Source organism: uncultured Algibacter sp. (assembly GCF_947495925.1).
Taxonomy (GTDB): Bacteria; Bacteroidota; Bacteroidia; order Flavobacteriales; family Flavobacteriaceae; genus Algibacter_E.
The window spans coordinates 499910-513302 of record NZ_CANMAU010000003.1 but is presented as its reverse complement, the minus strand read 5'-3'; the positions used below and the strand labels follow the sequence as shown (position 1 = coordinate 513302).

The 13393-nt window shown below is 33.8% G+C and carries 12 protein-coding genes; 6 read left to right on the top strand and 6 right to left on the bottom strand.

Annotated features, from left to right (window positions below):
• From Q0857_RS08575 to aroC, 4 genes are all read right to left on the bottom strand, one after another.
• Complete coding sequence (locus Q0857_RS08575) at positions 1 to 813, bottom strand: sulfurtransferase (RefSeq protein WP_298533843.1); 813 nt, start codon at positions 811 to 813, stop codon at positions 1 to 3.
• Between the two features lie 56 nt (positions 814 to 869).
• Positions 870 to 1907 (bottom strand): glutathione synthase, encoded by a 1038-nt coding sequence (gshB, locus tag Q0857_RS08570; protein WP_298533842.1) that lies wholly within the window; start codon positions 1905 to 1907, stop codon positions 870 to 872.
• A gap of 46 nt (positions 1908 to 1953) precedes the next feature.
• Entirely contained in the window at positions 1954 to 3279 is a 1326-nt protein-coding gene (locus tag Q0857_RS08565; protein ID WP_298533840.1) for a dicarboxylate/amino acid:cation symporter, read from the bottom strand.
• 299 nt (positions 3280 to 3578) lie between these two features.
• Complete coding sequence (gene aroC, locus Q0857_RS08560) at positions 3579 to 4640, bottom strand: chorismate synthase (protein WP_298533839.1); 1062 nt, start codon at positions 4638 to 4640, stop codon at positions 3579 to 3581.
• A gap of 187 nt (positions 4641 to 4827) precedes the next feature.
• On the opposite strand from aroC, the gene Q0857_RS08555 reads away from it, so the two are divergent.
• Both Q0857_RS08555 and Q0857_RS08550 read left to right on the top strand, forming a co-directional pair.
• Complete coding sequence (locus Q0857_RS08555) at positions 4828 to 5685, top strand: UDP-2,3-diacylglucosamine diphosphatase (protein WP_298533838.1); 858 nt, start codon at positions 4828 to 4830, stop codon at positions 5683 to 5685.
• Positions 5686 to 5766: 81 nt separating this feature from the next.
• Positions 5767 to 6102, top strand: a complete 336-nt coding sequence (locus Q0857_RS08550) for a DUF3291 domain-containing protein (protein WP_298533837.1) — start codon at positions 5767 to 5769, stop codon at positions 6100 to 6102.
• Positions 6103 to 6117: 15 nt separating this feature from the next.
• Here Q0857_RS08550 and Q0857_RS08545 read toward each other — a convergent pair whose 3' ends face one another.
• On the bottom strand, positions 6118 to 9027 hold the full coding sequence (locus Q0857_RS08545) for an FAD-binding and (Fe-S)-binding domain-containing protein (protein WP_298533835.1): 2910 nt from the start codon (positions 9025 to 9027) through the stop codon (positions 6118 to 6120).
• Between the two features lie 129 nt (positions 9028 to 9156).
• Between Q0857_RS08545 and Q0857_RS08540 the strand changes: the two genes are divergently transcribed.
• From Q0857_RS08540 to def, 4 genes are all read left to right on the top strand, one after another.
• Positions 9157 to 9582 carry a hypothetical protein gene (locus Q0857_RS08540; protein ID WP_298533834.1) on the top strand — a complete coding sequence of 142 codons (426 nt, stop codon included), beginning with the start codon at positions 9157 to 9159 and terminating at the stop codon, positions 9580 to 9582.
• Positions 9583 to 9760: 178 nt separating this feature from the next.
• Entirely contained in the window at positions 9761 to 11212 is a 1452-nt protein-coding gene (locus tag Q0857_RS08535; RefSeq protein ID WP_298533833.1) for a transporter substrate-binding domain-containing protein, read from the top strand.
• A gap of 76 nt (positions 11213 to 11288) precedes the next feature.
• Positions 11289 to 11660 (top strand): VOC family protein, encoded by a 372-nt coding sequence (locus tag Q0857_RS08530; RefSeq protein ID WP_298533831.1) that lies wholly within the window; start codon positions 11289 to 11291, stop codon positions 11658 to 11660.
• A gap of 12 nt (positions 11661 to 11672) precedes the next feature.
• Complete coding sequence (gene def, locus Q0857_RS08525) at positions 11673 to 12200, top strand: peptide deformylase (RefSeq protein WP_298533828.1); 528 nt, start codon at positions 11673 to 11675, stop codon at positions 12198 to 12200.
• Between the two features lie 6 nt (positions 12201 to 12206).
• Here def and bshA read toward each other — a convergent pair whose 3' ends face one another.
• Complete coding sequence (bshA, locus tag Q0857_RS08520) at positions 12207 to 13346, bottom strand: N-acetyl-alpha-D-glucosaminyl L-malate synthase BshA (protein ID WP_298533826.1); 1140 nt, start codon at positions 13344 to 13346, stop codon at positions 12207 to 12209.
• Positions 13347 to 13393 lie beyond the last annotated feature (47 nt).

Below are 13393 nucleotides of genomic sequence, written 5' to 3'. Positions count from 1 at the left end.
CTATGCCTTTACTAAACTTCCCCATTCTGTCCATGAGCCATCATAAACAGAAATATTATTATAACCGGCAATTGTGGCTCCTAAAGCCAGAACACAAGCCGTTATACCCGATCCACAAGAAAAGATAATAGCATCATCTTTTTGTGCTAGCATATAGAACGCTTTTTCTAATGCTCCTTTGGGTTTTAGCATACCGTCTTCCATTAAGTCGGTAAACGGCAAACTCACTGAATTTGGTATTGTTCCCATACGCAGCCCTTGTCTAGGTTCAGGCTCTTGACATTGAAATCTGCTCGAAGATCTGGCGTCAATGATAGTATGTGTATTATCTTCTGAAGCTTGCTTAACAGCATCAAAAAACTGCATATAATTAGAGTGTAAAACTGCATCAAAGTTCCCTTTTTTACTTTGATAATTAGTCATGCTTTCAGTTGCAAAGCCTTCTTTATTCCAAGCTGGAAAACCACCATTTAAAACAGCTACATTACTAAATCCAAAAGCTAAAAACATCCACCAGACACGCGCACTAGAATAAATGCCCTTATCATCATATACCACAATAGCACTATTATTATTTATACCTAATGCTCTGGCTTCACTTTGAAATTGATCTTTAGAAGGAAAGGCACTTGGAAAAGGGTTAGAGCTATCACTAAATTTCTTCTTTATATCAAATAATCGCGCATTTGGAATTTGAAATTGAGTACTGTTAAATACTTTATTAATGGTTCCATCTAAAATGATAAGGTTTTCAGCATACCTATTTTGATGAAGCCATTCTGCAGAAACAATTGGAGTAGATAATTTTATCATTAAATTCATTTTGAAAACTAAAGTCGACACTCAATTAATAAAAAACAACTAAATAACTATGCATCTTCTACGGCTTTGCGCAATCTAGTACGCCTATCAAAAGCCTCTAATTTATCAAGTACTTTCATTTCAAGAAAATCAATTACTTTTTCTTCAATTTTAGTTTTTAGTTTATAAACTTTATTGATATAAGTGATACCTCCTGGAGACATAACATTGACCTCAACCAGTTTACCTCCAATAACATCAATACCAACAAAAAACAGTCCATCATTAACTAGCTTAGGTCCTATTTGCTTGCATAATGCCTTTTCTTCTTTAGTAAGACTATGTCTTTGCACACTTCCGCCAGCAGATACATTTGAACGATGATCATCATTCCCAGGAACACGCTTCATTGCTCCCACAGGTTCTCCGTTAAGCATAAGTATTCGAATATCTCCTTGATCTGCACCTTCAATATAATCTTGTAAAATCACGTAGTTAGACTTGCCATCACTACTATTAATATAAAAGTCTAATAGCGAGTTAATATTGCTCATTGCAGACTTTTCAATTAGTATTACACCAGAACCTCCAAAGCCGTTTAAAGGCTTTAATATCATTTTGTCTGCAGTAGATTCCTTAATCTGTCTTATTAAGTATCGCTTACTCTTTGACACGTGTGTTGCTGGAATAATGTTACTATGATTATCACCAAAAGCAGCCGTATACAACTTATTGTTAGCCTCACGCATACCTTGTAAGGAATTCATAATAAACACATCGTCCTTAACAGAATCTAAAAAGTTTAACATTAAAGGATCTAATGGTGGGTTTGCTCTGAAGAAAATTACATCAAAACCAGCTAGAGGTAGCATCTCTTCTCTTAGTTTAGCCTTGTTATAAAACGATTTTAATGAACTAGGTGTTTTCTCGAACCTGCCAACTACAGTACAATTAGCCGTTGTTACACTATTTCTAATAGTTAAACTTGCTGGTGTACACATAGCTACACCATGACTTCTTTTAACACATTCTTTAATTAAAGCCAAAGTTGTGTCATTCTCAGGATCAATATCTTCCCAAGGGTACATGATAAAACACACATTCATATTGAAATTGTTTTAGGTTATTTACTTATGTTTAAAGTTAAAAATTTTATTTCACTTCATCATAATTATCATCCCATTCTTTAGGCTTTGGTTCATGTAATTTCCCTAAAGACTTTGCCACTATCATAGAAACGGTGGCATCTCCTGTAACGTTAACAACGGTTCTGCACATATCTAACGGTCTATCTACGGCAAAAATAAGCGCAATTCCTATGGGTAATAACTCTGCCGGAAAACCAATGGATTCAAGAACAATAACCAACATAACAAGTCCAGCACTTGGTACGGCAGCACTCCCTATGGACGCCAATAATGCCGTAACTATAATAACGAGTTGATTAGAAAACACTAAGCCCTCAGGCCAAATAACTTGCATAATAAAAACAGCAGCAATACCTTGATACAAACTAGTTCCATCCATATTTACTGTGGCCCCTACTGGTAAAACAAACCCAGAAACTTCTTTATCAACACCCAAATGTTCCTCCACACGTTCCATAGTTACAGGAAGTGTTGCTGCGCTACTACTCGTAGAAAAGGCTAATAATTGTGCTGGACTAATTTGCTGTAAAAACCATAATGGTGATTTTTTTACATATAAGCTTACAAGTAAAAGATAAAAACCAATCATTAAAATGAGTCCGCCAACAACACAGAGTGCGTACCATAATAGTTTGATAAGAATTTCGGTATCATCAAAAGCAATAATCACATTGGCTAAAAGAGCAAAAACGGCATATGGCGCAAAAAGCATAATGAGGTCAACCATTTTCATGACGACTTCATTTAAAGAATCAAAAAAGTCTACCAAAGGTTTTGCCTTTTTTTCTCCTATTAGCAACAAACAAATCCCAACAAATAAAGCAAAGAAAATAATCTGAAGCATAGAAGCCTCGGTAAACGATTTAAATATATTACTTGGGAAAATATCGACTAAAGCTTGAAGTGGTCCTGCTTCTTTCTGGGCAGATGCTTTTGCTAATTTATCTGTAACCCCGGCATCATTTTCATACTTTAATTTGATTTTTTCTATGGTCTCTTGAGGCATGCCATTGCCTGGATTTATTGTATTTACTATACTTAACCCAATAATAATAGCGACTAAAGTTGTTCCTATATAAATACCTATGGTTCTTAAACCCATAGTTTTTATTTTAGAAATATCTTTTAAATCTGATATCCCTTTTATCAAAGAAGCTAATATTAAAGGTACCGCAATTAACTTAAGTAGGTTTATAAAAATGGTCCCGAAAGGAGCTATCCAATCTGCCACAAAACCTTTACCTCCATCTACGTTATTCATTATAAAACCAAAAATGATTCCTAGAATCATTCCTATTATAATCTTCCAATGCAATGCTAGTTTTTTCATATGCTTTTTGATGCCATAAAAGTTGAGAACAAGATAAGTATATTTTTCAGTTTAAAGTTAAGCAAAACCTATTCAATTACCACATCCTAAATCCTTGTAATGACATGATTAAAAGAAAGAGGTCATTCAGCCTAAAAAGACATGGCAGATGAATTAGCCCCGATTGAAACGGCATCCTTTTTTGTGCCCAATCAAAAATATTAGTTTGTAAACTATATTAAAATGTACTTAACTCTTATGATGAGATACTTAAACAAGTTCAACACAAAAAAGATATAGTGAAAAGCGGGAAATAGCTCCTAATTATAAAGCTTATTTATAAGATGAAAGTCAGCTAAAACCAATGCAGCCATAGCTTCTACTATAGGTACTGCACGTGGCACAACACAAGGATCATGACGACCTTTACCCTGCATTTCAACCGTATTTCCATCTTTATCGATGGTTTCATATTTCTGAATAAGTGTAGCCACAGGTTTAAATGCAACGCTAAAGTAAATATCCATACCGTTACTTATTCCACCTTGAATACCGCCAGAATAATTGGTTTTTGTAGACCCATCATTATTAAAAGCATCGTTATGGTCGGAACCATACATGGTACTTCCACGGAATCCGCTACCATATTCAAAACCTTTTACAGCGTTTATAGACAACATAGCTTTACCTAATTCGGCATGTAACTTATCAAAAACGGGCTCACCAAGGCCTACGGGCACATTTTTAATAACGCAGCTTACAATTCCACCGACAGTGTCGCCTTTACCACGCACTTCTTTTATATAAGTTTCCATTTTTGCGGCCATGTCTTGATCTGGACAACGCACAATATTAGATTCTATTTGAGTCAAATCTAAATCTGTATATGGCTTATTAAGTTGCATGGTTCCCACTCCAGAAACATAGGCTTGAATCTCGATACCCTTAAGTATTTGTTTAGCTATGGCTCCGGCAACAACTCTACAAGCCGTTTCGCGAGCAGAACTGCGTCCACCACCACGGTAATCTCTAATACCATATTTTTTATCATAGGTATAGTCGGCATGACTTGGTCTGTAACTATCCTTGATATGCGAGTAATCATGCGATTTTTGATTTGTGTTTTCAATCACAAAACCAATTGAAGTTCCTGTTGTTACGCCTTCAAAAATCCCTGAATGAAACTTTACCGTATCTGGTTCTTTACGTTGTGTTACAATAGCAGATTGTCCTGGTTTTCTTCGGTTTAACTCGTTTTGAATTTCATCCAAGTCTAACTCAATACCTGAAGGACACCCATCAATAACACCCCCCAAAGCAGGTCCGTGAGATTCCCCATAAGTGGTTAGATTAAATAGTTTTCCAAAAGAATTTCCAGCCATAATTTCAATTTTTGGCTAAAATAAAGCTATTCCTAGAAATAAGGAAATGAAATAGACTCTTGTTACTTATTTATTCTAATAAGAATTGGTAACCCTTTTTTAACAAATCCCTGATAATTATATAATTATCGCGTAATGATAAATTAATAATCAGATCTGTTATTTGTAAAGTATAAAGTTAACCACATTGAATATAAAAAGAAAACTAGAAATTTCAGTCATCTCAGATGTTCACCTAGGTACCTATGGTTGTCATGCCAAGCATTTATTAACTTATTTGAACAGTATAGAGCCAAAGAAGTTAATACTAAATGGCGACATTATTGATATTTGGCAATTTAGCAAACGTTACTTTCCAAAATCACATTTAAAAGTGATAAAAAAAATAATGACCATGGCTTCCAATGGTGTTGAAGTGATTTATATTACTGGAAACCATGACGAAATGCTGAGGAAGTTTAGTAATACAACGATTGGAAACATATCCATTGTTGATAAAGCCGTACTAGAGTTACATGGAAAAAAGGCCTGGTTTTTTCATGGCGATGTTTTTGATATGTCTATACAACATGCTAAATGGCTTGCCAAATTAGGAAGCTACGGCTATAATGCATTAACCTTAATAAACAGGCTGTTTAATTGGTATTTGGAGAAACGTGGCAAAGAGCGCTATTCCATATCTAAAAAAGTAAAAAACGGAGTTAAAAGTGCACTAAAATATATTAATGATTTTGAAAAAATAGCTGCAGAACTCGCCATTGAAAATGGTTATGATCATGTAATCTGCGGGCATATACATCAACCCAAAATGAAAGTTTTTGAAAATAAATACGGCAAAACTACCTATTTAAATTCTGGTGATTGGGTAGAAAATTTCACAGCTTTGGAATATCAGTTTAAACGTTGGAAAATCTATAATTTCAGTAAAGATAAATTAGCCCCTTTTATTATTGATGATGACCAAGATAATATTGAAAATTTAGAAGCTAAAGATTTAATAGCAGCTATAACTATTATTGATCAGCCAGATAAGAAACATAGGTAGTTGATTGTTAATAGGTTTTAAAACAAATCGCATTTCAAGAGAATAAAGAATGAATATATTTGCTTTAAAACTTATTAGGTTATGAAAGCAACAATCACTTTGATAGAATTAAAAGGCCCTTTTAAATTTTTCTTATTATCAAGGCTTGCCTTAAAAATTGTAAGGCAATTAAAAGTCACAGATTGTAAAGCCTTTAAAAACACAGGGGTCTGGACCAAGCACTACACCATGACTCTTTGGAATAACGAGGAAGAATTAAAAGATTTTGCATTTTCAGGAGCGCATTTAGAAGTCATGAAATCCAGTAAAAAAATTGCTAAGGAAATTAGAACAATCACTATTGATGCTGAGGAATTGCCTAGTTGGAATGAAGCCAAAGAATTGCTTACTCAAGGAAAAGTGATTAAATTTAAATAATATATATAGTTCCAATTAAATTAATGCCTCCCTTAAAACACTTATAGGATGTTTAGCCTCCCGTTGCGTTCCATCTTTTAGTTGATGCCTACAACTTGTACCATTAGCTGCTATAATAGTGTGTTCTGGAGCTTTTCTAACAGCGGGAAATAAAGTTTGTTCGCCAATATTCATACTTACCTCGTAATGTTCTTTTTCGTAGCCAAAACTTCCTGCCATACCACAGCACCCACTTGGGATAATAGTCACCTTATAATTAATTGGTAAGTTTAAAACAGTAAAACTGGAGAGCTGATTACTCATGGCTTTTTGGTGGCAATGCCCGTGAAATTTAATCGTTTTTGATTCTGAAGTAAATTGTTCTGGCTTAATATGACCTAATTCTATTTCTTTTTGAATAAACTCCTCTATTAAAAACGTGTTTTTTGCGATCGCTTCCGCGGAAGTTTTATCATCTGCTAATTTTAAATATTCATCCTTGAACGTTAAAATAGCTGAAGGCTCAATACCAATAAGTGGTGTATCGTTAGTAATAACATCTTTAAATATAGCTATATTTTTATCCGCACAATTCTTTGCCTGATCTAATAAGCCTTTAGATAAAAACGTTCTACCCGATTCCTCACTTTCTATGATTTTCACCTCATAATTCAAAGCTTCTAAAAGCTTAAGAGCATCAACCCCTATTTCGGTATCGAGGTAGTTTAGAAATTCGTCATTAAATAAATATACAGTCTTAATATATATCTCATTCTTAGGTTCATGACTAAAAGTTCGATAGAACCTCTTCAAATTCGTTTTAGAAATTAAAGGTAAACTTCTGGCTTTAGCAATTCCAAAACCTTTTTTTAACAAACTAGAGGTTACCTTATTTGAAAATACAAAGTTTGTTAAACTAGGGACAGCACTCCCCCATTTATTAAGTTGCGTGTTATAAGCAAATAACTTTGTTCTTAAAGAAACTCCATTACTTTTCTGATACTGATATTGAAATTCCGCCTTTAATGCAGCTACATTAACACTACTAGGGCACTCCGTGGAACATGCTTTACAGCTCAAACATAAATCAAAAACATCTTTGAGTTCAGTATGATTAAATCTGTTTTTTTTATCAGAATTAGTTAAAAATTCACGCAAGGCATTTGCCCGCGCTCTTGTGGTATCTTTTTCATTTCTTGTGGCTCTATAGCTCGGGCACATGGTACCTCCAAATTCAGGCAATTTTCTGCAATCACCTGAACCATTACACTTTTCAGCCTCACGCAAAATACCTTGTGATTTCGAAAAATCTAAAAGCGTTTCTATTTCAGGTTCTTCTCTACCTGGTTCATACCTTAAAGATTCATCCATTGGAAAGGCATTAACAATCTTCCCTGGGTTTAAAATATGCTTTGGGTCAAATGCATTTTTAATGCGCTTTAAAATTTCATAGTTTGCCTCGCCAATCATTAATGGGATAAACTCAGCTCTAACAATACCATCGCCATGTTCACCACTCATTGATCCCCTATACTTCTTTACCAAATGAGCTACATCGGTAGTTGTTTTTCTAAAAAGATTTACATCCTTCGTTTGTTTTAAATCTAAAATGGGTCTTAAATGAATCTCTCCTGCACCTGCATGCGCATAATAAATAGCATCTTGTTTATAGCCTTTCATCAACTCCGTAAACTCAGAAATAAATTCAGCTAAATCTGGCAGAGCTACAGCAGTATCCTCAATACAGGCCACTCCTTTTTTGTCACCAACAATATTTCCTAATAAACCTAAACCTGCACTTCTTAAATTAACAGCTTTGTTAATATCAGTGCCTTTTAAAACTGGATAGGCATAACTCAATTTAGTATCTTGAATCTCTTTTAAAAGCTGATTTGCTAGTACATCAACCTCCCTTTTTGTGTCAGCTTTAACTTCACACATTAAAATAGCAATAGGGTTTCCCTCAATAAAATATCGGTTTTCTTGCTGAGTTTTATTATGCTTTGTACAATCCAATATGGTTTTATCCATCATTTCACAGGTGTACAAATTATGTTTCATTACAGGCTCAACTGCTTTTAAACAACCTTCAATACTATCAAAATGGGCCGCAACCATAATACTTTCTGAAGGTGGAAGCTTATCTAACTTTAAAGTCATTTGTGTAGTGAAAGCCAAGGTCCCTTCACTTCCCGAAAGTAACTTGCACATATTAAATGACTCTTTTGATTCACTAAAAACATTCGTCTTTATAAGCTCATCAATAGCATATCCCGTATTTCTACGATGAATTTCTGGTTTTGGAAATTGCTCATTGATTCGTTTCTGAACCATATCAGGTTTTAACTCATTAAAAATAGATTTATATATACGCCCTTCTAGGTCTTCATTCTTTAATTTATCTTGAAATGCTTCTTTAGATAAACTACCAAAAATAGCATGACTTCCATCACTTAAAATCGCTTGAATCTCTAACACTTTATCACGCGTAACACCATACTGTATGGACGTTGTGCCAGAAGAATTATTACCAACCATACCACCAAGCATACACCTATTAGAAGTGGAAGTGTTAGGCCCAAAAAATAAATTAAAAGGTTTTAGGTAATTATTTAAAGCGTCTCTAACAACCCCCGGCTGAACAGTAACTGTTTGATTTTTTTCATCTACTTTAATAATGTTAGTAAAATACTTCGACACGTCAACAACAAGACCTTCACCTACACATTGTCCCGCCAATGATGTTCCTGCCGTTCTTGGAATTAATGATGTATTATTATGTTGGGCAAACTCAATAAGTAGCTTAATATCGTTTTCAGTCTTTGGGTAAGCAACGCCATAAGGCAACTTCCTATACACAGAAGCATCTGTAGCGTAAATGGATTTTGTTAAATCATCAAAAAACAATTCACCGGAAAATTCCGATCGTAAAGCACTTAATAACATAAGTTAAAATTTGTTCTGTATCTGCTGTTTTGTGAGCTAAATTCGTACTATTTTTGTAATAGAAAACTATTTTTGAAATATACTTTAAAAAAAGGATATTTCATTACTAACACAGATAATATCAAACTTATGAAAAAATTAATTTTAAGTGTTTTTATTCTGTCCTCTATAGCTATGAATGCCCAAGAATTAGGTATTCGATTTGGTCAAGTTTCAGGTAAAAATAATGTAGCCGTTGATGGTGTTTTTGAAACAGGCTCTGGTAGAATTCATGCAAATGTATCATTTGGTGACGGTGTTGGATTAGATGCACTTTGGGACCTTATTTATAAACCATTGGGTGAAGATAACCTTAATTGGTACGTAGGCGTAGGTCCTTCAGCTTATTTTGGCGATAAGTTTTTGCTGGGAGCTAGTGGAGAAATAGGCTTGGAATATACTTTTGATTCACCTATTTCAATAGGTATTGATTACCGTCCTACCTTCTGGATTGTTGAAAATACAGATTTTGAATGGGGAGGGTTTGGTTTGAATATTAGATATCGATTTAATTAACAAACTCACTTAACATAATTTATAAAGCACCTATTAAGGTGCTTTTTTTATGAATAATATTCATTACAAATACAACGAACAATTATACTTTATAATATTGTTTTTAATCCGTTTACATATCTACTCATTTTCATTTCTATGCTAAGCTTCGTATATTAAAGCATTAAACCATGCCAATATGATCCTGAAAAAGTATGTATTTCCGTTGATACTTGTTCTTTTATTATCTTGTAATTCTGATAAAAACATTACTGAAGATGATTTAGCTTTTAATAAGGAAAGCATTTCCGAACCCATTAATTTTGACTTAGATGCCATTAAAAAAAGAGGTGTTCTAAAAGCTATAGTAGTTGGAGGCCCCACAAGTTTTTTTATTTATAGGGGAGAAACTATGGGTTTTGAATATGAACTTTTAAAGCGTTTTACTGAAAACCTTGGAGTAAAATTAGAAATAATTGTGGCTAAAGACTTTGATGTTTTAGCCGATTGGCTTAATACTGGTAAAGGCGATATTGTTGCACACGGTTTTACACCAACTATAAGCAGAAAAAAAAGATTCGATTTTACTAATTACCTCTATCTTACCAAACAAGTGCTGGTTCAAAAAAAACCAAAAAATTGGAGAAAGCTTAAACTTCATGAGATAAATAAGCAGCTTAAAAAAGACGCTATAGAACTAATAAACGATACGGTAAGTGTACGTCGTTACTCTTCATATAAAATGAGACTTGAAAACCTTATGGATGAAATTGGAGGTGAAATTTATATTGATGAAGTTGACTCTAACATTACTACCGACGAGTTAATTGGAATGGTAAGCAAAGGAGAAATAAAATATACAATAGCCGATAACACTCTGGCTAAAATGCACACCTATCATTTTAAAAACCTAGATATTTCTACACCTGTAAGCTTATCTCAGAAAGCATCTTGGGTATTAAGACAAAATACGTCTAACTTAAAAAATGAATTAAACATATGGATTGACGGCATGAAAAAAACTACAGACTTTCATGTAATCTATAATCGTTATTTCAAAAACCGAAGAAGCATTACTAAGCATATTGACAGTGATTATTTCCTAAATGAAACAGGAAAACTAAGCCCCTATGATGAGTTAATTAAAAAATATGCGCGAAATTTACCATGGGATTGGGTACTATTAGCCAGTCAAATTTTTCAAGAGTCCAGATTCGATCCCAATGCTTCAAGTTGGGCAAATGCACACGGCTTAATGCAAATAATGCCTTCTACGGCTAAAGATTTGGGTGTACTAAACACATCTAACCCTGAAGAAAGTATTAAGGCTGGAACGAGATACTTAAAGCAATTATGGAATGAATGGGATATGATAACAGATGATAATGAACGCATCAAGTTTACATTGGCCAGTTATAATGCAGGGCTAAGCCATGTTAAAGATGCTGTAACTTTAACTAAGTTGGAAAATGGAAATCCAAATATTTGGACCGAACATGTAGAACAAGCCATGCTAAAATTAACCTATAGAAAGTATTATACTAAACCTGAAATAAAGTATGGTTACGTGCACGGTATTGAACCCGTGTCTTATGTTAAAGACATTTTTGAACGCTATGGTTTGTATACTCAAATTCTTGAAGGTGAATAAATCATTTTTCTAACAATAGAGCTTCAGGCAGGTAATTATTAATATCTTTATTATTATAATCACAATTAACTAAATCATGAAATTAGGAGCATTTTCTGTTAGCCTTAGTGTAAAAGATATCAAAGTATCAAAAACATTTTATGAAAATTTAGGGTTTTCTGTTTTTGCTGGAGATATTGAGAACAACTACCTCATAATGAAAAATGGAAATTCGCTTATAGGTTTATTCCAAGGTATGTTTGAAAATAACATTTTAACATTCAACCCTGGTTGGGATGAAAGTGCAAATACTTTAACAGATTTTGATGATGTTAGAGACATTCAAAGTCATTTAAAGAACAAAGATATTTCATTAATTCAAGAAGCAGATACAAGCACCAGCGGTCCTGCTAGTATTGTTTTTACTGATCCTGACGGAAATACCATTTTAATTGACCAGCACGTCTAGTTTAGTAATATTATGGCTAATATATTACCTATAGCTCATTTAGGCGCTCCCATTTTAAGAGAGAGAACAACTGAGGTTGAAAATATTACTGACGTAGATTTTTTAAACCTGATAAGGGACATGATGACTACTGTAAAAGATGCCAATGGATTAGGTATAGCTGGTCCGCAAGTTTACAGTTCCCTAGGCGTATTTATAATGGCGTCGAAACCTAGTAAGCGTTACCCGAATGCACCCAAAACAGAACCTCTTGCTATAATTAATCCAACCATATTAAATTACAGCAAGGACAAAGAAAAAGATTGGGAAGGTTGCCTTAGTATTCCGGGTATTCGCGGTCATGTAAACCGCAGTAAATCAATAGAGGTCACTTATACAACTCAGCAAGGAGAAACGGTAACAAAAACTCTGGAAGGTTTTATAGCAAGAATCTTTCAGCATGAATATGATCATTTAAACGGCACAGTCTTTTTGGATAGATTGGATAGCAATAAAGATATCATTTCTGAAAAAGAATATCAACGAATTGTAACTACTTAAACGATATTACAAGACTAAACATTTAGCTAAAGTATCTTCATAAATAGCTTCATATTTTGGAACGATAGCATGCAAATCAAAATTCAAAGATTGCTTTCTTGCATTGTTTTTAAAAGTTTTTAATCGCTTTTCATCTTTAAGGATATACAGAGCATTTTTAGTCATGTCTTCAATATCACCTACTGGACTCAAAAACCCAGACTCTCCATGAATATTAACTTCCGGAATCCCACCTGTGTTGCTTGAAATTACAGGAACTCCCGATGCCATAGCTTCTAAAGCCGCTAAACCAAAACTTTCTGTTAGTGATGGCAATAAAAACAAGTCACTAAAACATAATATTTTATCAATTTCATTACTTTTTCCAAAGAATACTACCTTATCCAGTATTCCTAACTCTTGACAGCGTAACTCTACCTTTTCCTTTTCAGGGCCTTCACCAATAAACATGAGTTTTGCAGGCATTTCCTTTTGAATATTATAAAATACACTTATTACATCTTGTACTCGCTTAACAGGCCTTAAATTACTAATATGCGTAATTATTTTTTCATCATCCTGTGCCATCATACCTCTTTGGCAATCTTTAAATCCATGAAGGTTATGTTTCTCTAAATCTATAAAATTAGGAACAACATGTATATCATTTTTAATATCAAATAAACGTAATGTATCGTCTTTTAAGCTTTGAGATACAGCTGTAACCGCATCTGATTTATTTATACTAAATGTTACCGCTGGTTTATAAAATGGATGACTACCAACTAAGGTAATATCTGTTCCATGTAAAGTTGTTACAATAGGTAGATAAATATCTTCTTCTTGCAACATCTTTTTAGCCATATAAGCGGCATACGCATGGGGAATCGCATAATGGACATGTAAAATTTCAATGCCATGAAGCTTAACCATATCGACCAATTTACTGGACAATGCTAGCTCATAAGGTTGATAATGAAATAATGGATATTCTGGAACGTTTACCTCATGATAATGTACATTATGGCTGATCAATTCTAACCTTACCGGCTGATTATAGGTTATAAAATGTATCTCATGACCGCGTTTAGAAAGCTCTAAACCCAACTCTGTTGCTACAACACCACTACCTCCAAATGTTGGATAACAAACAATAGCTATTTTCATTTATTTCTTTTTAAGTGCCTTAAATTATATATGGCCAAAATTTAACT

What these genes read in the sequence shown, in the direction of transcription:
- Q0857_RS08575 (WP_298533843.1), bottom strand. Translation starts at nt 813, where the DNA reads ATGATAAAATTATCTACTCCAATTGTTTCTGCAGAATGGCTTCATCAA.
- gshB (WP_298533842.1), bottom strand. Translation starts at nt 1,907, where the DNA reads ATGAATGTGTGTTTTATCATGTACCCTTGGGAAGATATTGATCCTGAG.
- Q0857_RS08565 (WP_298533840.1), bottom strand. Translation starts at nt 3,279, where the DNA reads ATGAAAAAACTAGCATTGCATTGGAAGATTATAATAGGAATGATTCTA.
- aroC (WP_298533839.1), bottom strand. Translation starts at nt 4,640, where the DNA reads ATGGCTGGAAATTCTTTTGGAAAACTATTTAATCTAACCACTTATGGG.
- Q0857_RS08550 (WP_298533837.1), top strand. Translation starts at nt 5,767, where the DNA reads ATGAAAGCAACAATCACTTTGATAGAATTAAAAGGCCCTTTTAAATTT.
- Q0857_RS08545 (WP_298533835.1), bottom strand. Translation starts at nt 9,027, where the DNA reads ATGTTATTAAGTGCTTTACGATCGGAATTTTCCGGTGAATTGTTTTTT.
- Q0857_RS08540 (WP_298533834.1), top strand. Translation starts at nt 9,157, where the DNA reads ATGAAAAAATTAATTTTAAGTGTTTTTATTCTGTCCTCTATAGCTATG.
- Q0857_RS08535 (WP_298533833.1), top strand. Translation starts at nt 9,761, where the DNA reads ATGATCCTGAAAAAGTATGTATTTCCGTTGATACTTGTTCTTTTATTA.
- Q0857_RS08530 (WP_298533831.1), top strand. Translation starts at nt 11,289, where the DNA reads ATGAAATTAGGAGCATTTTCTGTTAGCCTTAGTGTAAAAGATATCAAA.
- def (WP_298533828.1), top strand. Translation starts at nt 11,673, where the DNA reads ATGGCTAATATATTACCTATAGCTCATTTAGGCGCTCCCATTTTAAGA.
- bshA (WP_298533826.1), bottom strand. Translation starts at nt 13,346, where the DNA reads ATGAAAATAGCTATTGTTTGTTATCCAACATTTGGAGGTAGTGGTGTT.